This is a genomic window from Pseudomonas sp. G(2018) (assembly GCF_005502415.1).
Classification (GTDB): domain Bacteria; phylum Pseudomonadota; class Gammaproteobacteria; order Pseudomonadales; family Pseudomonadaceae; genus Aquipseudomonas.
This window is the reverse complement of the sequence record NZ_SCOO01000019.1, coordinates 1-23,993: the sequence shown is the minus strand read 5'-3', so window position 1 is coordinate 23,993 and position 23,993 is coordinate 1. Positions and strand designations below refer to the sequence as shown.

Here is a 23,993-nt window from a genome sequence, read left to right as displayed (position 1 = left end):
AAAGCCCGAAACACTCTGCCGCTAGCCAGTAACACTCCAGCTGTGCAACATGGCGCGCGTGCCTTCCACAAATGGGAATTCCCTTTATGAAACGTTTTCTTAGCATCGCCATGGCGTTGTGCATCGGCCTGACGATGAGTCTCGACGTCAATGCCGCCAAGCGCTTCGGTGGTGGCAAAAGCGCAGGCGCTGCGCCGACTCACCAGACCAGCCAAATGGCTCCTTCTTCTCCTGGCATGGGCGGCGCTGCGGCGACCGCCGGTGCTGCCGGTGCCGCTGGCGCTGCTGCCAAGGCCGGCGGTGCTTCGCGCTGGCTCGGCCCTCTGGCCGGCATCGCCGCCGGTGGCCTGTTGGCGTCCATGTTCATGGGCGACGGCTTCCAGGGCATGCAGATCCTCGACATCCTGATCATGGCGGTCATCGCGTTCCTGGTCTTCCGTTTCATCGCCGCCCGTCGCCGCAAGCAGCAGGAGCAATTCGCTCCGGCTGGTCACGCGCCGATGCAGCGTGAAGCGTTCGAACAGAAGCCTGCTGGCGGTTCGATCTTCGGCGGCTCGGCTGCACCGGTTGCCGCACGTCCGGTAATCAATGCACCGGCCTGGTTCAATGAAAGGAATTTCATTGAAGCGGCTCGCAACCACTTCCAGTCCCTGCAACAGCACTGGGACGCAAACGAAATGGACAAGATCGCCGAGTTCGTGACCCCGCAGATGCTGGAGTTCCTCAAGCGCGAACGTGCCGATCTGGGTGACGGTTTCCAATCCACCTACATTGATAACCTCAATGTGCAACTGGACGGTGTGGATGATCGCGCCGACAAGACCATCGCCACCCTGACCTTCAGCGGCGTGTCGAAAACCTCGCGTTTCGACCAGGGTGAAGTGTTCAGCGAAAGCTGGAACATGGAACGCGCCCAGGGCGAAAACCAGCCTTGGCTGGTGGCAGGGATCCGCCAGAACGGCTGATCACCCTCCGCGCTTGATACGCTGTAATAAAAACCCCGGCTTGCCGGGGTTTTTCTATTTCGCGATTGCATCTATAGCGAGCTACTGTATAAACCGCCCCATATAAACCGCGCCATTCAAGCAAGAGGATCCCGGACGTGGAAGAAATCATCGAACAACTGCGTGAAGCCAACGAACCGGTACCGGTCCCCTTGGAGTTGCCCGACGAAGATCTGCTGGTCGAAATCGAAGAACAACTGTTCATCGACATTCCATTTGTCTTCAGAGAGTTTTTGCTGACCGTCAGCGACGTGGTCTACGGCAGCCTGGAGCCGGTCACCGTCACCGACCCGCAATCCCACACCTACCTGCCGGACGTAGCTGCCAACGCTTGGGATGCTGGCGTCGATCGCAGTCTGATTCCAATCTGCCAGGATGGCGACAACTACTACTGTGTCGAAGAAGACGGCACCGTGGTGTTGTGGCTAGGCGACGAAGAGCTGATCGCCGAAGAAACCTGGGAGTCGGTGTGGCACTGGGCGCGGGACGTCTGGCTGGAAAGCTGAGTCAGCTGACGCCCCACCGGGTCAGTGCCCTGGCGAATCCTTGTGGTTGTCCAGGGTTTCCAGCAAGGCCACTTGCATGCGCGTGTGAACGCGGATGAACCAGCGCCACAGCAGCGCAGCCACCGCGGCCGCTACCACGGCGATCAGCACCAGCAACTTGTTGGTCGGCAGAATACTGGCCGACAAGGCTGCCAATAGCAGGAAAATCACCAACAGCGAAAGGATCGGGATCACTTCGGCGATCACCCGGCGCACTCGCTGCGTGTGGCGTCCGGCCATTTCTGGCTTCACCCCCATTTCCGCCAGCAACATCGACAGCGCCTTGAGCTTGCGATACGCGGCAATCAGGAAGGGCAGCGAAAGCAGCAGCGCCCCACCCCAGATCAACGCTTTCTGCCAGCTTGGGTCGCTGATCCAGTCTTGCAGGTAAGTAGACATGCGTTCTGCGAAGTAAGCGCCCGCGAAGAAGATCGCAATCACCAACGCCAGATTGACCCCCACCTGCAGCAAGATCCGCCGAATCATCGAGGCCAGCAACGCACCCTCGCCCTGCGGCTGAATGCTGCGCAACCATTCGCCATACATCCCCAAAACTCGAGCCAGCCGTTGCGGCATCACCGCAGCCAGCTTGATCGACAATGGGTCGGCTGCGCGGATCAAATAGGGCGTCATCAATGTTGTAAGCACCGAAACCGCCACGGCCACCGGATAAAGGAAGTTACTGGTGACCTGCAGGGTCATGCCCAGCGAGGCGATGATGAAGGAAAATTCGCCAATCTGCGAAAGCCCCATCCCAACGCGCAGTGAGGTGCGTCCATCATTGCCGGCGATAAAGGCACCCAGACCGCAGGACAACATCTTGCCGAGTACAACCGCCAACGTGATCACTGCGATTGGCCAGGCATACTGCAGCAAAATCATCGGGTCTAGCATCAACCCGATCGCCACGAAGAAAATCGCACTGAACAAGTCGCGAACCGGTTCGATCAGGCGCTCGATTTTCAGCAACTGCCGGGATTCGGCCATGATCGCGCCAATCAGGAATGCGCCGAGTACCATGCTGTATTCGAGTTTGACCACCAGCAGGCAGAAGCCGAAACACAGGCCCAGCACTGTGATCAGCAGCATTTCGTTGCTTTCGAATTTGGCCACATAGGCCAGTATTCGCGGAACCAGCAAGATGCCGATCACCAGCGCGACGATCATGAACAGCGAGAGTTTTCCAACGGTGGAAAATACCTCGCCCGAGCTGACCGTTCCGCTGACCGCGATGCTCGACAGCAAGGCGATGATGCCGATGCCCAGGATGTCTTCAACGATCAGCACACCGAAAATCAGCTGCGCAAAGCGCTCGTTTTTCATCTTCAGGTCGTTGAGCGCCTTAACGATGATAGTGGTCGAGGAAATGGCCAGGATCGCGCCGAGGAACAGCGAATCCATGGTGTTCCAGTCGAACCAGCGACCGATCTCGTAGCCGATCCAGATCATCAGCACGATTTCCAGGAATGCCGCGATAAACGCCGTGGCGCCGACCTTGAACAGCTTGCGCAAGCTGAATTCCAGGCCCAGGCAAAACATCAGGAAAATCACCCCGAGTTCCGCCAGGGTCTTGATGGTGCCTTCGTCGTGGATCAGGCTGAACGGCGGCGTGTGCGGACCAATGATGAAGCCGGCAACGATGTAGCCCAACACCACCGGCTGCTTGAAGCGGTGGAACAGTACGGTCACCACACCTGCGACCAACATGATCACTGCCAGATCCTGGATAAAACTGATGGCATGCATGGTGTGGGGCTCCTTGGTTGGACAACGTTCAATCGCAGACGCGGGAAATGTCCGATTGAGCAGAGTAAAAATTCGTTTTTGGTGTAGGAATTTGCCTTTTGGGGGTGGGCTTTTGCAGGGTAACACCGCGACTTCCGGCAGAAATGCGGTGCAATATATGGAAACAGAACGATCCGGCGTGACGGCGGCTTACCGTCCGGCGTCCCGATAACTGTTGGTTCGAAAATACCATGCAGGCACCCGCAGAGGTGCATCCCTCAAACCCTGCCTTGATCCGTGAGAACGCTATGGAACCCGGAAACGCCCAACTGTCGATGACGGTATTGATGACCCCCGACATGGCCAACTTCTCTGGCAATGTTCACGGCGGTACCCTGCTCAAGTACCTCGACGAAGTCGCTTATGCCTGCGCCAGCCGCTATGCCGGCCGGTATGTGGTGACCCTGTCGGTGGACCAGGTGATATTTCGTGAGCCGATCCATGTCGGCGAACTGGTGACCTTCCTTGCTTCGGTCAACTACACCGGGAACACCTCGATGGAGGTAGGCATCAAGGTGGTGACCGAGAACATCCGCGAGCGCTCGGTGCGCCATACCAATAGCTGCTTCTTCACCATGGTCGCGGTGGATGACCAGCGCAAACCCGCGCCGGTACCGCCTCTGCAACCGGAAAACAGCGAAGACAAGCGCCGCTACATCCAGGCCCAGCAGCGTCGTCAGATTCGTCAGGAACTGGAAAAGCGGTATCAGGAAATCAAGGGTGATGCCTGAGGCGCATCAGGTCGATTGATGGCGCACTTTAGATAGTCTTCGCGAGCCTGCTCGCGAATGGGATCAACGCCGATCAGAGGCTGATCGGCGTCGCTTCGAACCGCACCCGAGGATGGGCGATCCGGTCCTGCGCCCGCACCAGCTCCAGCTCGTAGCTGGCGCAGGCCTGGGTTTCCAACAGCACCTCATGTACCGCCGACGCAGCGAATTCGAAAGCGGCCAACAGGCTGTCGCCCAGCAGGACGCGCGCCAGAAACAATCCAGAGGTCAGGTCACCAACGCCCACCGGCTGACGCGGAAATGCCAGTAGCGGACGTTGCAGGTGCCAGCTGCCCTCGGCCGTCACCAGCAGCATTTCGAAGACGCCCGGTGTTTTACCCGGATAATCCAGATGCTTGACCAGCACCGCTTTCGGCCCACGCGCCAGCAGCGCCCGCGCCATCGCCAGGCAGTCGAACAGCGACTGCGGCTTGCGCCCCGAGAAGCTGTCGAGTTCCAGTTGATTCGGGCACATGAAGTCGGCCACGGCGGTGGCCTCCTCCAGCAGGAAATCGCTGACTTCCGCCGGTACACTGCAGCCTTTTTCCGGATGGCCCATCACCGGGTCGCACAGGTAGAGCGCCTTGGGATTCATCGATTTGATTCGCGCGACCCCCGTAAGTATGGCCCGGCCCTGAGCCGCGCTGCCGAGATAACCCGATAACACCGCATCGCAATTGCCCAACTCGCCAATCGCCGCGATACCTTCTACCAGATCGGGGATCTGGTGCGGAGCCAGCACATCGCCGGCCCATTGGCCGTACTGGGTATGGTTGGAGAACTGCACGGTGTTGAGCGGCCAGACATTCACCCCGACCCGCTGCATCGGGAAAACCGCGGCACTGTTGCCGGCGTGACCGAACACCACGTGGGACTGGATAGCGAGCAGATGGGGCGTACGTTTCATGCGGTGAGTTTCCGTAAAACGATTGAAATTCGAGCAGCGCAGTATGCGACTAAACGCAGCCTGTACGACAGACCGGCGACGCAGTTAAGCTGACACTATCTTGTTGGAGCGCCCTGTTGATGCTGACCCTTGGAAATATTTTCGTGCTGATGCTGCTCGCCACCGCGGGCGCCTGGCTGTGGCACAACCACGGTTTGCGCGAACGTGCACTGGAGCGGGTCAAGCAGCATTGCAGCAACGTCGGGATCGAATTGCTGGATGGTAATGTGGCGCTGAAAAAAATCGCGTTCATCAAGGATGCCAGTGGCCGGCGGCGCCTGGCCCGTGTGTATAACTTCGAATTCACCGTGACCGGCGAAACCCGTCATAACGGCACCATCACCCAGTTCGGCCCCCACAGTGCGCAGATTGAACTGGCGCCCTACCCGATGCCGTTCGACGACACCCCGCCCGTCGCCGACGTGGTCAAGCCCAGTGCCCAGGTGATCGAACTGAGCCATTGGCGGCAGGAACATAACAAGTGGCGGCCTTGATGATTGATGTCGTCAGTTCGCGAGCAGGCTCGCTCCCACAGGGGAGCACATTCCCAAATGTGGGAGCGAGCCTGCTCGCGAATGGGCCATTAGCCGCAATACAGAAACCCGCTAGTTCTATTGAACCCTGCATTCCGCCAAACCTCTCTGCAGCAAATCAACCTCCTGCGACTCACTGAAAATCAATTCAACCCGCGAATCCTGCCGCCATTCACTCGGCTGCCATTCCAGTATCGAGTTATCCACTGCATTCGCCGACACCCAGCCTTGGCCACTGTGGATAACCAGCTTCGCCCTTCGCCAGGCAAGGCTTTCAAGCCACTGCTCGACAAGTGCCAAATCGAATATCTGGCTCGGGTGCCAACGCCAGCCAACGCTCCAGCCGCCCTCCTGTTCCTGACTCAAGCAAATCGGAAATGCCGGATCAGTCCAGATCGCAGGAACTTGCGCCAGTCCCTTGGGCACAACAAAGTTATCCACACCCGCCACGGCCCGAGCCTCCAGGCCGGGCAGTTCGCTCAATGGCAGCATTCCTTGTTGCGTCCAGTACAACGGTCGAACCGGTAACTGATTGGCGAGGCGCTGGCGATCAGCCTCATCGAGATTTTCCGATTTATTCATCAGCAGCAGTCCGGCACTGTTCAGCGCTTCCTGTTGCGCCTGCGGCAGTGCCTTGCCGTCCGTGAGCGCCTGAGCGTCCAAAACCAGTACACAAGGCAGTACACTTAGTACACCTCGCCACGGCGTTTCACTCAGCTGACTGAGCAACTGCGCCGGATGGCCCAGGCCAGATGGCTCGATAAACAGGCGATCCGGCCGCGCCTTGCGCAGCAGCCGGCCGAGCCCGATCTGAAACGGCGCGCCGTTGACGCAACACAAACAGCCCCCGGCCACTTCACCCAGTGAGATACCATCGGCATCGCGAGTCAGCAGCGCAGCGTCGAGGCCGATCTGGCCGAATTCGTTGATCAATACCGCCCAGCGCTCACCGTCCGGGCGTTGCGCCAGCAGGTGCCTGATCAGGCTGGTCTTGCCGGCCCCCAAGGGTCCGGCGATGACGTGGGTGGGAATGTTCTGCAACATGATCGAAGGTTCTGAGGAGGTAAGGATGCGGTGGATGGGATGGTCGCTACTGCTGTCGCTTACCAGCGGCGAGGCGCTGGCCCAGGCCTGCGTAGTCCACAGCCAGGCGGAACGGCTCGACGTTAAAGTCTGCCAGCAAAACCGCAATATCCCGGAAAAACTCTTTGCCGACGGATTCTGCCAGCCAAACCTGGCCGGGCAGAAAGTCGAGGTGCAGTACGTCGACCTGTGCCCCAGCGGGGCGTTCGGCGTATGCAGCAACGCCCAAGTCGCCAATATGCCTTACCGGCAGGATATTCACTATTACGGCGTTACCACGGACGCGGCGTATCTGAAGCCGTATTGTGAAACCCGGAGCCAGGGAACCTGGCTCAAGCCTTGAACTCAGTCGTTGGTCAGGCGACCTCTTCAAACCACGGACCAAACGGATCCGGCAACTTCTGCCAACCCTCTTCACCCATCGCCATTTCATCGTCGGTCAGCAAGCAATCATTGAGCTCGGCAGTGAGCTGTGCGAAATCAATGTCCTGGCCGATGAACACCAGTTCCTGCCTGCAATCACCGGTGGCAGCGGACCAGTTTTTCATGATGGCCGCGGTGCTTTCGGCGTCCTGCGGCCACTGATTCTTCGGCACGGAACGCCACCAGCGCCCGGCATAACCATGGCGCATCAACCCACCCGCCTGGGACCAGCTGCCGGCGTCCATGGGTTTGCTCGCCAACCAGAAAAAGCCCTTGGAACGCAGTAACTTGCCATTGGGCCACGGCCGGTCGATGAAGTTGAAAAAACGCTGTGGATGAAAGGGACGGCGCGCACGATAAGCGTGAGAGGCGATACCGTACTCCTCGGTTTCCGGTACATGTTCACCGCGCAGTTCCCGCAGCCAGCCCGGTGCCTGCGCGGCTTTCTCAAAGTTGAAGCGTCCCGTATTGAGGATTTTTTCCTGCGGCACTTCGCCCATGACCATCGGGATGATTTCCGCCTGTGCGTTGAGTCGTTCGAGGATCGCCATCAGCTCCAGGCGTTCGCGGCTGCTGATCAGGTCGGTCTTGCTGATCAGAATGACGTCGGCGAATTCGATCTGCTCGATCAACAGATCGGTAATCGCGCGTTCATCCTCCTCACCCAGGGTTTCGCCACGGGAAGCAAGGCTTTCGGCAGCCTGATAATCGAGCAGGAAATTCATGCCGTCGACCACAGTGACCATGGTGTCGAGTCGCGCGATGTCGGTGAGGCTTTGGCCGTTTTCGTCACGGAAAGTGAACGTCTCCGCAACCGGCAGCGGTTCGGAGATACCCGTGGATTCGATCAACAGATAATCGAAGCGACCGTCCCGTGCGAGTTTGCTTACCTCCTCCAGCAGATCCTCGCGCAGGGTGCAGCAAATGCAGCCGTTGCTCATTTCCACGAGTTTTTCTTCTGCGCGATTGAGGCTGACATCGCGCTGGACTTCACTGCCGTCAATGTTGATTTCACTCATATCGTTGACGATTACAGCAACCCGCAGATTATTACGATTACGTAGTACGTAATTAAGAAGTGTACTTTTTCCCGCCCCTAAAAAGCCCGACAGGACGGTAACGGGGAGACGATTGGCCATCAGATAGTCCTCACAGGGTTACCCGGTCAAATTGCCGGGCTTGATTAGTGTTATGTTATAACTATATTGTTATACAGTAACACACCAAATCAACCCCCTCACGATGGACCTGCTGATGAATGCGCTGACTCTGCCGGATATCGCCGCGCAGGCCTCACGCCAAACCCTGCCACTGGAGTGGGTGGGTATGTGTGGCATTGCTCTTCCTGTTCTGATTGAAAACGAACGTGTGGCTGCAACGGTTGATGCCGGTGTGAGCCTCGACAACGGTGAGGCGCGTGGCATTCATATGTCGCGGCTTTATCTGGCGTTGGAAAGGCTTGAGCACGAACCCCTTTCACCCGATCTGCTTCGGCGAGTCCTGTTGAGTTTCCTCACCAGTCATGAAGGTCTGTCGAACAATGCTTACCTGAATATTCACACGGATTTACTGTTGAAAAGGCCGGCGCTGATCAGCCCTTTGGCCGGGTGGAAATCCTATCCCGTCAGCATCCAGGCACGTTTGAAAAACGCGATGTTCCACGTGGAACTAAAAATCCAGGTGCCTTATTCCTCGACGTGCCCCTGTTCAGCAGCGCTTTCCCGACAACTGATCCAACAACAATTCGTCGATGACTTCGCCAACAAGGCTCTGCACCATGCCGATGTGCTGGCTTGGCTCGGCTCTCCCAAGGGCATCGTTGCAACACCGCATAGTCAACGCAGCACAGCGCAGTTGTGCCTGCGCCTGGACGACTATCTCGATGATCTGCCGCTGACCGCGTTGATCAATGACGCCGAAGCCTCGCTCGGTACAGCCGTGCAAACCGCCGTGAAGCGCGCTGACGAACAAGCCTTCGCACTGGCCAACGGTCAGAACCTGATGTTCTGCGAAGACGCCGCTCGACGCTTGAACCTGGCCCTGAAACGCTCACCCGGTATCAACGGTTTTCACATTCGAGTTGTTCACGCCGAGAGCCTCCACGCCCATGACGCCGTTGCCGAAAGTCTTTGGAACTGGGAGGCGGCATGATCCGTTTTCAGGCTTTGCGTTGGGGCGCGCCGGGGCAACCGCTGACGCCGCCTCTCGATATCGAGCTGTCAAAGGGAAGCATGACCGCCGTGATCGGTGCCAATGGCTGCGGCAAAAGCAGCCTGTTGAAAGTCATCGCCGGTCTGCAAAAACCGCTCGCGGGCAAGGTCTTGCTGGATGTTCCACGTAAAGGCTCTCTCTCGTTTCTGCCGCAGCAGCAACATCTGGATCGCCAATTCCCCATCAACCTTCAGGAACTGGTCGCCGCCGGTTTCTGGGGCAGTAAGCAATCGCCTGCGTGGCGTCGTGATCGTCTCGAATCGGTACTCGACGATTGGTGCCTGAGCGGCCTCGAACGGCGCCCCTTGATGGCCCTTTCGGGGGGCGAGTTACAGCGTGCGTTGCTCGCTCGCTTGAGCCTCACTGATGCGCCATTGCTGCTGCTCGACGAACCCCATGCCGCTCTGGACGAACTCGGTCAGGCACTCTTGTGGAAACACCTCCACAGGTGGCATGCCGCAGATCGAACCCTCATGGTTGTGTGTCATGACCTGGCCGCCGTTCGCCATCACATCCCACACACACTGCTGATCAAAAGCAGCGGATGCGTCTTCGGGTCGAGCACCGATCTCATTCGCCAACAACCTCAAGCACAGGTGGCCTGATGCTTGTCGCCGCTCATCTTTGGCAACCCTTCAACGAATTCGTGTTCATGCGCCGCGCGCTGCTCGGCGGTCTTGTCCTGGCCTGCAGCACAGCGCCCCTGGGCGTATTTCTGATCCTGCGACGGATGAGCCTGATCGGTGACGCGGTGGCACACGGCATCCTGCCCGGGGCCGCATTGGGTTTCTGGTTCGCCGGTTTGAGCCTTCCCGCATTGACCCTAGGCGGCCTCGGTGCCGGCCTCGGTATGGCCGGACTCGCCGCCTGGATCACCCGTCGTACGGGTTTGCGAGAGGACGCCAGCCTCGCGGCGATCTACCCGATTTCCTTGGCCGGCGGTGTGATGATTCTAGGTATCGCCGGTAAACGCCTGGACTTGCTGCACTTGCTATTCGGCTCGGCATTGGCAGTCGACGCTCCGACCCTGAACGGCATGCTCTGGGTCTGCGGGGTGAGTCTGATCGCCATGCTGGTGATCTACCGTCCCCTGCTGCTGGATACCCTCGACCCGCTGTTCCTGCATTCCGTCAGCCGCCTCGGCCCCCTGGCCCATGGCGTATTCCTGACGCTGGTGGTGCTGAATCTAGTGATCGGTTTCCAGGCCATCGGCGCGTTGATGGTGGTCGGCCTGATGATGCTGCCTGCCGCGGCTTCACGGTTCTGGAGTCGGCGCTTGCCGGTGTTGATGGCCATTGCCGCGCTGCTCGGCAGTCTCTCGGTTTGGCTCGGGTTGTTGCTGTCCTTCCATTACTCGCTGCCCAGCGGTCCGGCCATCGTCCTGGTGGCGGGCGGTTGGTATCTGCTGTCCGTCGTGTTCGGACCTGTGCACGGTTTACTTCGCCGCCCGCCTTTGCTCACATCCCAATGAGGTATTACCCTATGCGCGCTTTACTCGTGCTGTTCAGTTTGATGCTGTCGATGTCGCTGTCTGCCGCAGAGAAACTTCAGGTGGTCACCAGTTTCAGCATCCTCGCCGACATGACGCAGCAGGTCGGCGGCAATCACATCCAAATCACCAACATGGTCGGCCCCGACGCCGATGCCCACACTTATGAGCCAACCCCGGACGACGGCCAGGCGCTGCTCAAAGCGAAGCTCATCATCAAAAACGGTTTGGGATTCGAGCCATGGCTCGATCGCCTGGTGATCAGTACCGAGACCAAGGCATCGGTGATCAGCGCGAGCCAAGGCGTGATCCCGCGCTCCCTGGATGAAGACGGCGAGACTGTTCCCGACCCGCATGCCTGGCACAACCTGGCGAACGCCGAGCTGTACATCAGCAACATCACCAAGGCATTGATTGCCGCCGACCCGGCGAACAAGGACGACTATCAGCGCAACAGCCAGGCTTACCTGAAGCAAATCTACGCCCTGCTTGCGCAAGCCAGGGCCAAGCTCGGTTCGCTGCCGCCGGGCAACCGCAAGATCGTGACGTCCCATGATGCCTTCGGTTATCTGGGACAGGCCTACGGGATCGACTTCATGGCGCCCCAGGGTTTATCCACCGAGCGCGAACCTTCGGCCGCCGAGGTTGCTGCGCTGATTACCCAGATTCGTCAGGCCAAGGTCAAAGCGGTGTTCATGGAAAACATCAAGGACGCGCGCCTGCTCAAGCAGATTGCCGACGAAAGCGGCGCCCGGATCGGCGGCACCCTGTTCTCCGATGCGCTCGCAGCGAGCGGCCCGGCCAGTACGTTTACCGGGTTGTTCGAATACAACTTCAACACGCTGTACGACGCGCTGAGCAAGCCATGATCCGTGTCCGGAGTGTTCGTAGACGTGGCTCGACAAACGTCTACATGACAAAAGCAATCGTTTGCCGCTAATGTTGATGCGCTAGCGCGTGTGATCGAAGCATCCGAGAACAATAACCATGATCCAGATCACCCTGCCCGATGGTTCATTGCGTGAGTACGACCAACCGCTGTCCGTACATGAGGTTGCCGCGAGTATTGGCCCCGGGCTGGCCAACGCAGCGGTAGCGGGTCGGGTGGATGGCGTGTTGGTGGATTGCGAGTTCATGATCAGGGCAGATGCCCGGGTCAGCATCGTGACGGCGCAGGAGCCCGACGGACTGGAAATCCTCCGCCGATCCTGTTCGCTGATGCTGGCGATGGCCGTCAGGCAGCTGCATGCCCATGCGCAATTGCGAACGGGCTCAGTGCTGGGTGACGGGTTCTATTGCGAGTTTGCTGTCGAGCGCCCTTTGACGACAACGGACCTGCCGCTCATCGAAGCGCGCATGCAATCACTGGCGGCGACCAACCATTCGATCCGCCGACGTCCGGCGCCCTCTCCATCGATACCTCACGAGCAACTGTCGCTGTACCGCCTCGGTGACACCGAATATCTGACAACTGGCCCGCACGTCCCTACCACCAAGGTACTACAGGCATTTGCCCTTGATCATATCAACGGGACCTTGCAGCAACGCATCTACGGTACCTGCTGGTCCAGCCACCAGGAACTGCAGCAGTGGCGCTTGCCGCCCCATGTGGTGGTCGTCAGCATGGATGAGCGCCAGACGAGCTATGCACACGCGGTCACAGAGCGCCTTCGCCGCAGTGGCGTGCGTGCCCTTGCGGATCTGCGTCACGAGAAAGTCCGCCACAAGATTCGTCATCACAGCCAGACAGTGCCGTATTTGGTAGTAGTCGGGGAGAAGGAAAGGGCCGGTGGGTTTGTCAGTGTTCGCAGTCGCGATGGGCAGGACTTTGGCAGGATGGCGGTTGAGACGGTGTGTGAGTGGCTGGCTCCGCCCGGGATTGCGGGGGGCTGAACCGAGGCCTTCGCGGGCAAGCTCCGCTCCTACAGATCAACGCGGTTCTGTAGGAGCCAAGCTTGCTCGCGAAGCTTTTAAGCTCTTGGCTTGACTGTGCCGCAATCCTGTCCCAACCACACGGCGCGACTTTCCAGGCTGCCCTTCTGTTGAATGCCGGTAGCATTGAACGTGCCGTTGACCTTGGTGGTGAACTCACGGTCACTGAGGAAAGTCGCAACACCCGCACCCTGCGCTTTCGGGCAACTGAAGCGGAACTTCCACTGGTTACCGGTACGGTCGGTGATTTCCTGCTTGCAGCCCGATTGCGGGTCCGTCAGCGGGATATCGTCGGTCTTGACCTGCTCCGGCGTCAGGCACGCGCGAATCCCCTTGCCGCCCATGGTGATGCCCTGTTTTTCCAGCTGCGCGCGCTGTTCAGGGGTCATCTGACTTTGTATCTGCCCGAGGATCAGTTGCAGATCCGGCAGGTTCTGGTCATCGACCTTCATGTTGCTGGTGGTCAATTCCCACAAACCTGGCTGCAGCATCTGCGCCTGAGCGGCCACAGGAAGCGCCAATCCCAGCGTAATGGCCAAACCCAGCAAACGAACGTTCATCATGTAACTCCTGATCAATGGTGGCCGTTAGACGTCAGCCACGGGCTTCGGTTCATGGGCCAATTAAATAGCGACATTCTGCCCGGAACATGGTCTGTTAAGCATTGAATCTTCAGGAGCAAGGCTGCCCCCCATGGATTATTTTGGACCCCATATTTTCGGCTACACCATCGCGTTGCTGCACTCCCTGGGCACGATCGCAGCGATCCACGCCGTGTTGACCGTTCGAACCGCCCAAGGGTCGATCGCCTGGGCCTTGTCACTGGTCTTCATGCCCTACCTGACGCTCATCCCCTATCTGGTGTTCGGCCGCAGTACCTTCGACGGTTACATCAAGGCCCGGCGCCAGGCCAACGAAGAAATGCGCAAAGCCGTCTCCGAACTCAATTGGCGGCCGTGGGTAGAAGAAGCGCTCACCGCTCGCGCGTCCGATGCTTATGCGTCGCTCAGGGCGATGCCGAAGTTGGGTCGCATGCCGTGCCTGGCAAACAACGAAGTGAAATTGCTGATCAATGGCCGGGCCACCTTCGATGCGATTTTCAACGCCATCCGCCAGGCCAAAGAAGCGGTGCTGATCCAGTTCTTCATCATTCATGACGACCGCCTCGGCCAGCGCCTGCATAACCTGCTGCTGGAGAAAGCGGCCGAAGGCGTGGCGGTCTATCTGCTCTATGACCGAATCGGCAGCCACTCCCTGCCCCACCGTTACGTGCAGGCGTTGCGCGATGGTGGCGTCGAGGTCAAGGCATTCGCGACCCGCAGCGGCTGGCTGAACCGCTTCCAGGTCAACTTTCGCAACCACCGCAAAATCGTGGTGGTCGACGGCATCCTCGGTTTCGTCGGCGGACACAACGTCGGCGATGAATACATGGGTGAGAAACCGCCCTTGGCGCCTTGGCGCGACACCCATGTGCAGGTACGAGGACCGGTAGTGGCCTGCATGCAGGAATCCTTTGCCGAAGACTGGTTCTGGGCGGCCCGTTCGTTGCCGCCGCTGATCCTGCCACAGGCCTACCCGGACGACGGCGTCCTGTGCCAAATGCTCGCCAGTGGCCCCGCAGACCCCTACGAGACCTGTTCACTGTTCTTCGTCGAAGCCATTCACGCAGCGACCGAACGGGTGTGGATCACCAGCCCGTATTTCATCCCCGACGAAGCCGTGTTTTCCGCATTGCGCCTGGCGGTGCTGCGCGGGGTGGATGTACGGATTCTGCTGCCGTCACGGCCCGATCACCGTATCGTCTACGCGGCCTCGAGTCTGTTTGCCTTCGAAGCGGTGCGTGCGGGCGTGCGGGTGTTCCGCTACGAACCCGGTTTCCTGCATCAGAAAGTGGTGTTGATCGACAGCGAAATCAGCGCCATTGGCAGTGCCAACATGGACAACCGTTCGTTCCGCTTGAACTTCGAAGTAATGCTACTGACGGTCGACAGCGCGTTTGCCGCCAAGGTGGAGCAGATGCTCAACGATGACTTCGCCCAGGCCCACGAAATTGCCAAAGAAGAAGGCCGGGAGACCGCACGCCTGCAACAGGTCGGCATGCGGATCGCCCGGCTTATTTCGCCGATTCTTTAGGGGTTGTAGATATCGTCCCGGGTCCATGGCAGTTCATGGCTGCCATCGGGGTGCGCTTTCACTGCAAGGATCTGATGCAGATTGATCCAGCCCCTGGCGAACGCATAGGCGCAGCCCGCCAGGTACAGGCGCCAGATCCGCAACGCTTGTTCCGGCACCAGTTTCGCAGCGGCCTCGAGGTTGTCTTCCAGGCGTTCGCTCCAATGATCCAGGGTACGTGCGTAGTGCAGGCGCAGGCTTTCGACATCGACAATCTCAAGCCCTGCTTCGCTGATCTCGGCTGAAATCATCGACAGGTGCGGCAGCTCGCCGTTGGGGAACACATACTTCTCGATGAACTCACCGGCACCTCGTCCCACCGGACGGCCATCGGTGTGTTTGGCGGTGATCCCGTGGTTCATCACCAGGCCGCCCTCCTTCACCGCGCCGAACAGGGTGTTGCAGTACTCGGCCAAGTTCGCGTGGCCGACGTGTTCGAACATGCCGACGCTGACCACTTTGTCGAAGCGCCCGTCCTGCGGCAGGTCGCGGTAGTCGAGCAACTGCAGCTCGATCATGTCCTCCAGACCTTCTTCCTTCACGCGTTCACGGGCTAAAGCCAGTTGCTCTTTACTGAGGGTAATACCGAATACTTTCGCGCCGAATTCACGGGCCGCATACCGTGCCAGGCCGCCCCAACCGCAGCCGACATCCAGCAAATACTCGCCCGGTTGCAGGCGCAGCTTGCGACACAAATAACGGAACTTGGCCTGCTGGGCCTGCTCCAGCGTCTCGCTGCCGGTCTCGAAATAAGCACAGGAATAAGCCATGTCGCTGTCGAGCCACAGCTGATAAAAAGCGTTGGAAAGATCGTAGTGGTAGGAAATGGCCTTGGCGTCGGTTTCCTTGTCATGGGCGGTGCGGATCGTTTCCCCGCTTCCATCCTCAGTCAGTAATGCCTGGCTCAATTCATCACACACGCGAATCACATCACTGATTGAGCCTTCGAGCTCCAGCTTGCCCTCGACAAACGCTGCTCCGAGCGAGCTGAGGCTTGGATGGGTGAACTGGGTAACCATCTGTGGGTCCTTGACCACAATGGTGACGCTGGGCGTCGGCCCCAGATTGAATTCATGGCCATCCCAGAGTCGCAGGCGTAGCGGTAACTGCAGATTCTGTAAGGCCGGTGGAAGTTGCGCGAGCATGGAAAATCCCCCTTGTTTCAGACGTCTGCTGAGAGGTTAGACCATCCTGGAAAAATAGCTGCCTATCGATTTCATAGCGGACTTCTATGGAGCTGCTGCACCCGAAAATTCGTCGTGAATTCACAGAAATGATCGCTCTTACCCTAAATGACTACAAATTCGGCGCGCAGTTCTGTGAATCTCGACGCTCTCAAACTTCGTCCTTGAGCTTGAGCAACGGCTCCTGAAACCGCAGCAAACGCCCGGCATTACTCAACACCAGCAATGTGCTGAAGTTATGCAGCAACGCCGCGATCATTGCCCCCGCCGCACCGAGCCAGCCGAAAGCGGCGAAGGCAACGATGGCCAGCGTCCAACCCAGACCGATGATCACGTTGATCTGCAAGGTTTGCCGGCACTGGCGACTCAAGCGCACGCAGGTCCCCAGACGACGCAAGTCACTGCCGATCAACACGATATCGGCCGACGCCAGGGCGATATCCGCGCCGCCAGCCCCCATGGCCACTCCGACCACGCCAGCCTTGAGGGCCAACGAATCATTGATGCCGTCCCCCACCACCATAGGCCGAAAACCGTTACCAATTTCTTTCAACACACGGTTGAGTTTGTCCTCAGGCAACGCCTGCGCTTCGACATCACTGATACCCACATCCCGCGCCAGCGTATGCGCAACGCTTTTGCGATCGCCGGTGAGCAACAGCTGTCGTCCCAAGCCAAGGTCACGCAACTCGCTCAGGGCAAACCTGGCTTCGGGTTTCACGCTGTCGGCCAGTAGCAGCCAGGCGAGGAATTCCCCGTTGAGCGCCAGTCCGGCAATCGGGCCGTCGTGGTCGGGAACGGTTGAGGTGGGAATCTTCAACTGGGCGAACAGCTCCGGTCGCCCGAGCGCCGCCTCACCTTGCTCCGTCATAGCCACCACACCCAGGCCCTGACGTTCATGAATATCCGTGAGCAGCAAAAAATGCTCCTGTGTCACCAGCCCGGCCAGCGCCCGGCTGACCGGGTGACTGCTGGCGGAACCGAGGCTGGCGGCGAGTTTCAGCACATGGGTGCGATCCTCCAGCGGGCTGTCGATGGATTGCAGGCGCAAGGTGCCGAAGGTCAGGGTGCCGGTCTTGTCGACCACCAGCGAGGTCAGGTCTGCCAGCTCTTCAAGAAACGCCGAGCTGCGAATCAGAATCCCATGCCGTGCCGCCACGGCTACGCCGGCAATTGCAGTAGCAGGCGCCGACAACACCAGAGCACACGGACAGGCCGCCACCAGTACCGCGAGCATGGCCTGGGCATCGTTGGTGATGAACCAGGTCACTGCGGCCAGCAACAACACCAGCACCATGTAGCTGCCGGCGTAACGCTCCAATAGACGCGTGATCGGCGGTTTCGAACGCTCGGCGTTTTGCATCAGTGCGATGACTTTGCCGAGTGTCGACTCATGGCCGGTGCGGGTCACTTCGATCCGTAACAGGCCATCGAGGTTGATCGCCCCACCGAACACCGGCATGCCGACGCCTGCCTCAACCGGCACTGACTCACCGGTAATGGACGCGGTGTCGAGACTCGCTTGACCGGAGAGCACCCGGCCATCCGCCGGCACCCGATCGCCAGCGCGCACTTCCACCCGGTCACCAGCCTTGAGCGTGCCGTTGTCGACTTCAACGATAGAGCCGTCGGCCTGAATTTTTCGCGCATGGCTGCGCGTCAGTTTGCCGAGAGCATGAATGGCTTCCTGCGAACCAATCACGCTGCGCTCTTCCAGGACATGGCCGAAGATCATGATGATCGGCAGCAAGGCCGCCGTCAGCAGATCGCCGGTCGCCCAGGCACCGAGCATGGCCAATGCGATCAGCTGATCGGTGATGCCGTGCAGGCTCGGATAACGCAGGCTGTACCAGGCCGAGCGCATGACCGGTACGGCCACCAGCACGGAAGCAAAACCCAGCAGCAATTGGCTGACACCGGTCTGCTCGGGCGACAACCAGCGCCAGACCAAACCGAGTATGAGCAAGCCGAGGGCAAGCATCGCCAAGGTCAATTGGCGAGCGGCGCTGCGTTGTTCGGCCGAGGACAACATGCTCGGTGCAGCGGCGGTTTGCGCAGTCATTGTGCAGCTCCCTGAATGATCAGGCGGGAATCATCTTTCGGATCAACCGTGGTCACCGAACCCGCCTGCCCGAGAATTTTCGGCATCCGTTCGCGGTAAATCCGCAGCAACATCTGCGGGTCGGTGCCTTGCTGTTGCGCCTTTGCCAGGCTCATTACCGTGGCGGTGTCGGCAGAGGCTTTGGCCAACCGTTCACTCGCCTGTGCGTGAGCGACTTGCAGTGTGCGGTCGGCTTGTTCGTTGGCGGCCTGAGTCAGTTTCTCGGCTTCAGTGCGCGCATTGGCCACGGCTTTGTCGGCTTGCTGGCCGGCCGTCAACACCGCATTGAAAGCGTTCACTGCAGGCCCGGGCAAACTCGATTGCACATCGACCCGCGCCACTTCGATCCCGAGTCCCTGACTAATCGCCGTTAGTTCGGTGAGGCGTTGATTGATGGCCTGCACCAAATCGCCGCGCAAGCGCTCGCGTCTCTCGGCAGCCTTGTTATCGGCACCGATCAACTCCGGTCGCGCCACCAGAATGGTGTCCAGATCACGCGCCGCCGTCAGCGCCAACGCGCTGCGAGTGACCAGACGATCCAGTGCCGGCAGCACATGTTCACCTTGCAGCACGAAAGCATAGGGATCCGTCACCTTATAGAAGACCCGCACATCGAGTTGCACCACCCCGGCATCTCCGGTCAACAGGTAACCGGAGCCTGCCAGTGCATCGCTGATGGGCGTGGCGAAACTGGCGGCGCGATCGGCTTGTAAAGCCGCATCACTGCGCAGCAGATTTTCCACCCGACGCTCGATCACCCGATCGGCTGCGGGCAACAAAATCACCTGCTCAAACGGCCGCGGCCAAGCCAATAGCAACCCGGCATTCTGGATGCGATCCAGCGCACCGAAATGCAGAACCACCGCGCGATTTTGCGGATCAATCTGCCGCACATTGGAAAACGCCCACGCCAAAGCGGCCAACACCGTCACCGCATACAACGCGAGAAATGCCAGTCGCCCGGCCTGAATCCAGGGACTGCTCAATTCATTTGTTCCACGTGGAACCACGCTCATGGTTGCGACCCGGACTTGTTATCGAGGCTTGGCGGACCGTCAACCAACACCCGGAATGGCGCAGCATCGGTGCGCAAAATCAGTTTTGTTCCTGGCGTCACCACCGTACCCAGGGTGTCGAGTGAGCGCAGCAGGTTGTACAACTGCGGCGAACCGGCGTAGGCACGACCGTAAATTTGTGCGGCTTCAACGCGCGATTGCGCTTCGATGTCTGCGGCCTTCACCGTGGCATCGGCCTGCACAATCCGCGCATCACGTTCGGCAGCAGAGCGAATTTGCGCCGCTTCACGCTTGCCGATGGCGGTACGTTCGGTGGCGATGGTTTCACGCTCGGCACGCATACGGTCGACCGTCGCGGTGAGGGTGACCGATGGCAAGGTCAGACGTTCGATACCGACCTGCAACACCCGCACGCCATACGTGGCGAGCAACTGCTGATCAATTTGCTGGCGCAACTGCGCCTCGAAATCGGTGATGTGGACCTGACTGGCGTCCGTGTTCACCAGGTTGGCCAGATCGAAACTGCTGGCGGTGGTTTCCAGCGCCGAGCCGACAAAGGTGCGAATCTGCCGCGCCGCTTCATCCGGCTGATTTTGTACGGCGCGCATGAAGCGCTGCACATTGTCCGGGTCGCCCTGCACCTGCCAGGCTACGTAAGCCTGGACAATGATTCGCAAGCCATCGCGCGTACCCACGTCCTGCAGACCGCTGGAGGTGGTACGCAGCCGCAGATCAACCGGGATGGCCGCTTCGAACGGCGCCGGCCAGCGCCAGCCAAGACCCGGTTCAAGCAACACCCGCGACGGATTGCCGAAGCGCGTGATCACCGTGGCCTCCCCCGATCTCACCTGCACCAGGCTCGCCGCTGCAACCGCGAACGCCACCAACAACGCCGCCCAGCCCATGCGCCGCCATGGAAACGGACCGGCTTCCTGTGGGTCGCCATGATGGTGATGATGGTGACCGTGGTGGTGATGCCCGCCATGGCCATGATCGTGGCCGGCGTGGTCATCGTGATCGTGAGTGTGAGACTGGCTCAATTGGCAGCTCCTGGCTGAGCGGTTTTACGTGACGGCGCGGGATCAGCCGGTAATGTGAATGTACGCAGGTCGATGGTCGGCGCATTGTTGCTGCCACCCAGACGATGATCGAGTACCAGCAACCTGGCATTGGCCAGGCCTTGGGACAGTTGACTGAGGTACTGCTCCAGCACAAAGGCCTGGCCGGCGCTGGCGTAAGCTTTTTGCTCAGCACTGAATTTGAGGTCGGCTGCTTGCGCACTCGCGTTGATTTCACGAGCGCTGGCCGTCGCTTGATCACGGGCGATGCTGGCCTGCAGTTGCGCCTGGTGGGTGGCTTCGGCAGCCGCTCCGCGTTCTCGGGCGATTAGTGCCTGCGCACCGATCTGCGCCGCTTGCACGCTGTGATAAGCATTGGCGGCCCCGGCCGGTGGGTGAATCGCTTCGACTACCGTGGCAAGGATTTCCACACCGCTGTCGAGTTTGTCCAGGTCCGCCTGCACCGCGCGACCGATCTCTTCGGCAAGCCCTACCCGGTCTTCTCCGAGCAATCCGTCCAAGGTCCGGGAAGCGAAGTCGTGGACCAGAATCCTGCTGGCCGTACTGCGGATCAGTGTCGGCACATCGGCGCTGTTGTAGGTCGCCGCCAGTGCCGCCTGATCGCTCAGGCCGATGCGGTAGACGAAACGCACGTCCATGTTGACGATCTGAAAGCTCTGCTTGTCGGCACGGCTGCTGGCGATCACCTGGGATTTGTCGTTCACATGGCTCGCATCCCACAACCGATTCGCCGTGAGCGGCGCCGGACCCTCAGCGGGGGCGGCCTGTATCGGTGCCGATGTTTCTCCAATGCTGGTGGCCAACTCGTGAACCACGCCGTTTTCGACACTCAGCACCCGGCCCAGCGGCCAGGGCAAGCCGGCATGCAAACCAGGGCCGAACACCGCCACCGGTTTGCCGAAACGCTCGTAAATGCCCCGCCCTTGCAGCGGAATTTCGTGAATGCCGGTGAGTGACCAACCGACGATAACAACAACGGCCAGCACCGGTAAGAACGCCCGGCGCATGTAAGTAAAAGCCCAGATTTGCCGCAGGTCGATGCCGAAGCGGTTGTGCAGTTCGTGCTGCAGCGCCAGTAACGGCTGCGGTGGCCAGCGAAGCATGTCAGCGACAAAACTGCGCGCAAGCAACGAAGGTTCAAGTTGTTCACGGCGGGGACTGAACAACGACAGCACCGCGCGCAACAGCAACTCCACCGCGACCAGTCCCGGCAGCAGTCCGATCAGCACCGCCAGACGCACCGGCCACACCGAGGTTTCATTGCCGAGCAACAGGCACAGTGCACCCAGCACCAGGCTGATGATTGCCACCCGAGTCAGCTGCGCCAACGCTCCGGCTTCAGGCCACTGAGCCGGGGTTTCCTGAGTCAGTTGACGTTCCAGCACCAGCAAACCGAACGCCAGCAACAACGCCAGGGCCGCGCCGACAGTGGCCGACAACCCCAGCGCGGCAGGTGGCAAGCCAAGGTTCCAGACCTGTTTGACGCAAAGCAGCACCAACAATGCCCAACCGCCGAGCCATAGCGTTGGCGCACCGATCTGTTTGAGGATGTGCAGCCAGCGCTGGCCTATGCGATCCAGCAGTCGTTCGTACCAGCCCACCGGGGATTCGACTTCTTCAGATTCGACCACCGGCACCACGGGATTCAACGCCCGCGCCCGCCATTGCGTCACCCACCAGGCCGATTGCAAACCGGCAACCAACACCAGCAACGCAGCGCTTTGATTGAACAACAGCGCCGGCCAAAGAGATTGCGAGGCAAATAGCCCGACAAGGAACCCCACCACCAACCCCATAGCCGCCAGCACGCCGAGGCCGATAGCGAGTTGCCGCAGTCGCCGCCCTTGAAAAACTGCCTGCTGAAAGCGCGATAGCTCCGCTACCTGCGCTTCCTCCACATCGAGATCGACTTGCATATCACCCCAGTACTCAACTTTACTCACATCGCAATTCGTTACGATATAACGAAAAGAGTGAAATTTCCGTACTCAATTGCGTTATCTAAAGATGCGTAACCTGTCCCTTGCCTGAAGCCTTGACCGAAAGGCGCCATAACGCACATATTACGTTCGTAATTTTTTATTCAGGGCTACTTTTACCCTCCCGATCCCCTTTCAATCCAGGAGTCGATCCATGAGTACTTATGACGTCGTGATACTGGGCGGTGGCCCCGGCGGTTACAACGCAGCGATCCGCGCTGGCCAACTGGGTTTGAAAGCGGCTTGCGTTGAAGGACGCGCCACCCTCGGTGGCACCTGCCTGAACGTCGGCTGCATGCCGTCCAAGGCGTTGCTGCACGCCTCCGAACTTTATGACGCGGCCATGGGCGCGGAATTTGCCAACCTGGGCATTGAGGTCAAACCCACCCTTAATCTCGCCCAGATGATGAAACAGAAAGATGAAAGCGTGACCGGATTGACCAAGGGCATCGAGTTTCTCTTTCGCAAAAACAAGGTCGACTGGATCAAGGGCTGGGGCCACATCGACGGGCCGGGCAAAGTCACGGTGACGGATAACGCGGGCGGCAAGACCGAACTCAGTGCCAAGGACATCATCATCGCCACCGGTTCCGAGCCCACTCCCCTGCCCGGCGTGGATATCGACAACAAGCGCATCCTCGATTCCACCGGCGCGCTTTCACTGGCGCAAGTGCCCAAGCATCTAGTGGTGATCGGCGCCGGCGTGATCGGCCTGGAGCTGGGCTCGGTGTGGCGGCGTCTGGGCGCGCAGGTGACCGTCGTCGAATTCCTCGACCGGATCTGCCCCGGTGTGGATGGCGAGGCAGGCAAAACCCTGCAGCGCTCGTTGAGCAAGCAAGGCATCAGCTTCAAGTTGAGTTCCAAAGTCACCCGCGCAACAACGTCAGACAGCGGCGTCCAGCTCAGCGTCGAACCCGCCGCAGGTGGCACCGCCGAAACGATTGAAGCCGATTACGTACTGGTGGCCATCGGGCGCCGACCTTATACACAGGGTCTGGGATTGGAAAATGTCGGCCTCGCCACGGACAAACGCGGCATGCTCGCCAACAAGGGGCATCGCACCGAAGCCGCCGGGGTTTGGGTGATCGGCGACGTGACCTCCGGACCGATGCTCGCACACAAGGCCGAAGACGAAGCCATGGCCTGCGTCGAGCAGATCGTCGGCAAGGCTGGCGAGGTCAATTACGAGCTGATTCCCAACGTGATCTACACCAAACCCGAACTGGCCAGCGTCGGCAGGACCGAAGAACAACTGAAGGCCGAAGGCCGGGCGTACAAGGTCGGCAAATTCCCCTTCACCGCCAACAGCCGGGCGAAGATCAATCACGAAACCGAAGGCTTCGCCAAGGTCCTGGCCGATGAGCGCACCGATGAAATCCTCGGTGTGCACCTTGTGGGGCCGAGCGTCAGTGAAATGATCGGCGAGTATTGCGTGGCCATGGAGTTCAGCGCATCCGCCGAAGACATCGCCCTGACCTGCCATCCACACCCGACCCGCTCCGAGGCCTTGCGGCAGGCGGCGATGAATGTGGAGGGGATGGCGTCGCAGATGTAAGGCTGAAGAATTGTCGTGATTGCTCTACCGCTTTCGCGAGCAGGCTCGCTCCCACAGTGGCTCAATGACTCCCTGTGGGAGATTCTATGGTTGAGGGAAACCCTCAACTCACTTTTGATTGGTATTCGCTCTGTCCTTTAAGCAGGGCGAATACCACTCGAGCAAGCTTGCGAGCCAGCATCACCA

At 59.6% G+C, this 23,993-nt stretch carries 22 protein-coding genes; 12 read left to right on the top strand and 10 right to left on the bottom strand.

The window, feature by feature from the left end; genetic code table 11:
* The first annotated feature begins 86 nt into the window (after positions 1-86).
* A complete protein-coding gene (locus tag FFS64_RS18390) occupies positions 87-965 on the top strand; it encodes a Tim44 domain-containing protein (RefSeq protein ID WP_095194578.1) in 879 nt (292 codons plus the stop codon).
* A gap of 137 nt (positions 966-1,102) precedes the next feature.
* On the top strand, positions 1,103-1,510 hold the full coding sequence (locus tag FFS64_RS18385) for an SMI1/KNR4 family protein (RefSeq protein WP_137806580.1): 408 nt from the start codon (positions 1,103-1,105) through the stop codon (positions 1,508-1,510).
* Between the two features lie 21 nt (positions 1,511-1,531).
* Here FFS64_RS18385 and FFS64_RS18380 read toward each other — a convergent pair whose 3' ends face one another.
* Complete coding sequence (locus tag FFS64_RS18380; protein ID WP_137806579.1) at positions 1,532-3,295, bottom strand: cation:proton antiporter; 1,764 nt, start codon at positions 3,293-3,295, stop codon at positions 1,532-1,534.
* A gap of 287 nt (positions 3,296-3,582) precedes the next feature.
* On the opposite strand from FFS64_RS18380, the gene FFS64_RS18375 reads away from it, so the two are divergent.
* Positions 3,583-4,065 carry an acyl-CoA thioesterase gene (locus FFS64_RS18375; RefSeq protein WP_095194575.1) on the top strand — a complete coding sequence of 161 codons (483 nt, stop codon included), beginning with the start codon at positions 3,583-3,585 and terminating at the stop codon, positions 4,063-4,065.
* A 73-nt stretch (positions 4,066-4,138) separates the two neighbouring features.
* On the opposite strand, the gene pdxY is transcribed toward FFS64_RS18375, so the two are convergent.
* Entirely contained in the window at positions 4,139-5,011 is an 873-nt protein-coding gene (pdxY, locus tag FFS64_RS18370) for a pyridoxal kinase PdxY (protein ID WP_137806578.1), read from the bottom strand.
* A 119-nt stretch (positions 5,012-5,130) separates the two neighbouring features.
* Between pdxY and FFS64_RS18365 the strand changes: the two genes are divergently transcribed.
* On the top strand, positions 5,131-5,544 hold the full coding sequence (locus FFS64_RS18365) for a DUF3301 domain-containing protein (RefSeq protein WP_137806577.1): 414 nt from the start codon (positions 5,131-5,133) through the stop codon (positions 5,542-5,544).
* A 117-nt stretch (positions 5,545-5,661) separates the two neighbouring features.
* Here the strand turns inward: FFS64_RS18365 and FFS64_RS18360 are convergent, their stop codons facing one another.
* The gene (locus tag FFS64_RS18360) at positions 5,662-6,627 is read right to left on the bottom strand and encodes a GTP-binding protein (protein WP_137806576.1); all 966 of its coding nucleotides are present in this window, start codon (positions 6,625-6,627) and stop codon (positions 5,662-5,664) included.
* A 25-nt stretch (positions 6,628-6,652) separates the two neighbouring features.
* Here FFS64_RS18360 and FFS64_RS18355 point away from each other — a divergent pair, with 25 nt between their 5' ends.
* On the top strand, positions 6,653-7,009 hold the full coding sequence (locus tag FFS64_RS18355; RefSeq protein WP_137806575.1) for an NADH:ubiquinone oxidoreductase: 357 nt from the start codon (positions 6,653-6,655) through the stop codon (positions 7,007-7,009).
* A gap of 13 nt (positions 7,010-7,022) precedes the next feature.
* Here FFS64_RS18355 and zigA read toward each other — a convergent pair whose 3' ends face one another.
* Positions 7,023-8,228, bottom strand: coding sequence for a zinc metallochaperone GTPase ZigA (zigA, locus tag FFS64_RS18350; RefSeq protein ID WP_137806574.1), 1,206 nt, complete (start codon positions 8,226-8,228; stop codon positions 7,023-7,025).
* Between the two features lie 115 nt (positions 8,229-8,343).
* Here zigA and folE2 point away from each other — a divergent pair, with 115 nt between their 5' ends.
* The 5 genes from folE2 to FFS64_RS18325 all read left to right on the top strand — a co-directional run bounded on the left by folE2 (position 8,344) and on the right by FFS64_RS18325 (position 12,682).
* Complete coding sequence (folE2, locus tag FFS64_RS18345; RefSeq protein WP_137806573.1) at positions 8,344-9,240, top strand: GTP cyclohydrolase FolE2; 897 nt, start codon at positions 8,344-8,346, stop codon at positions 9,238-9,240.
* A complete protein-coding gene (locus tag FFS64_RS18340; RefSeq protein ID WP_137806572.1) occupies positions 9,237-9,905 on the top strand; it encodes a metal ABC transporter ATP-binding protein in 669 nt (222 codons plus the stop codon). The genes folE2 and FFS64_RS18340 overlap by 4 nt, the downstream gene beginning before the upstream one ends.
* Entirely contained in the window at positions 9,905-10,771 is an 867-nt protein-coding gene (locus FFS64_RS18335) for a metal ABC transporter permease (RefSeq protein ID WP_137806571.1), read from the top strand. Before FFS64_RS18340 ends, FFS64_RS18335 begins: the two co-directional genes overlap by 1 nt.
* Before the next feature lie 11 nt (positions 10,772-10,782).
* Positions 10,783-11,658, top strand: a complete 876-nt coding sequence (locus FFS64_RS18330; RefSeq protein ID WP_137806570.1) for a metal ABC transporter substrate-binding protein — start codon at positions 10,783-10,785, stop codon at positions 11,656-11,658.
* 118 nt (positions 11,659-11,776) lie between these two features.
* Complete coding sequence (locus tag FFS64_RS18325; protein WP_137806569.1) at positions 11,777-12,682, top strand: His/Gly/Thr/Pro-type tRNA ligase C-terminal domain-containing protein; 906 nt, start codon at positions 11,777-11,779, stop codon at positions 12,680-12,682.
* A 77-nt stretch (positions 12,683-12,759) separates the two neighbouring features.
* On the opposite strand, the gene FFS64_RS18320 is transcribed toward FFS64_RS18325, so the two are convergent.
* A complete protein-coding gene (locus FFS64_RS18320; protein ID WP_137806568.1) occupies positions 12,760-13,281 on the bottom strand; it encodes a DUF3617 domain-containing protein in 522 nt (173 codons plus the stop codon).
* A 133-nt stretch (positions 13,282-13,414) separates the two neighbouring features.
* Between FFS64_RS18320 and cls the strand changes: the two genes are divergently transcribed.
* Positions 13,415-14,854 (top strand): cardiolipin synthase, encoded by a 1,440-nt coding sequence (gene cls, locus FFS64_RS18315; RefSeq protein WP_137806567.1) that lies wholly within the window; start codon positions 13,415-13,417, stop codon positions 14,852-14,854.
* On the opposite strand, the gene cfaB is transcribed toward cls, so the two are convergent.
* From cfaB to hflK (FFS64_RS18290), 5 genes are all read right to left on the bottom strand, one after another.
* On the bottom strand, positions 14,851-16,038 hold the full coding sequence (gene cfaB, locus FFS64_RS18310) for a C17 cyclopropane fatty acid synthase CfaB (protein ID WP_137806566.1): 1,188 nt from the start codon (positions 16,036-16,038) through the stop codon (positions 14,851-14,853). The genes cls and cfaB overlap by 4 nt on opposite strands.
* Before the next feature lie 190 nt (positions 16,039-16,228).
* Positions 16,229-18,139 carry a cation-translocating P-type ATPase gene (locus tag FFS64_RS18305; RefSeq protein WP_137806565.1) on the bottom strand — a complete coding sequence of 637 codons (1,911 nt, stop codon included), beginning with the start codon at positions 18,137-18,139 and terminating at the stop codon, positions 16,229-16,231.
* Positions 18,136-19,194 (bottom strand): protease modulator HflK, encoded by a 1,059-nt coding sequence (gene hflK / locus FFS64_RS18300; protein ID WP_137806564.1) that lies wholly within the window; start codon positions 19,192-19,194, stop codon positions 18,136-18,138. Before hflK (FFS64_RS18300) ends, FFS64_RS18305 begins: the two co-directional genes overlap by 4 nt.
* Positions 19,191-20,234 (bottom strand): protease modulator HflC, encoded by a 1,044-nt coding sequence (gene hflC, locus FFS64_RS18295; RefSeq protein ID WP_137806563.1) that lies wholly within the window; start codon positions 20,232-20,234, stop codon positions 19,191-19,193. Before hflC ends, hflK (FFS64_RS18300) begins: the two co-directional genes overlap by 4 nt.
* Entirely contained in the window at positions 20,231-22,189 is a 1,959-nt protein-coding gene (gene hflK / locus FFS64_RS18290; protein WP_137806642.1) for a protease modulator HflK, read from the bottom strand. The genes hflC and hflK (FFS64_RS18290) overlap by 4 nt, the downstream gene beginning before the upstream one ends.
* A 217-nt stretch (positions 22,190-22,406) precedes the next feature.
* Here hflK (FFS64_RS18290) and lpdA point away from each other — a divergent pair, with 217 nt between their 5' ends.
* On the top strand, positions 22,407-23,807 hold the full coding sequence (gene lpdA / locus FFS64_RS18285; protein ID WP_137806562.1) for a dihydrolipoyl dehydrogenase: 1,401 nt from the start codon (positions 22,407-22,409) through the stop codon (positions 23,805-23,807).
* The last annotated feature ends 186 nt before the right edge of the window (positions 23,808-23,993 follow it).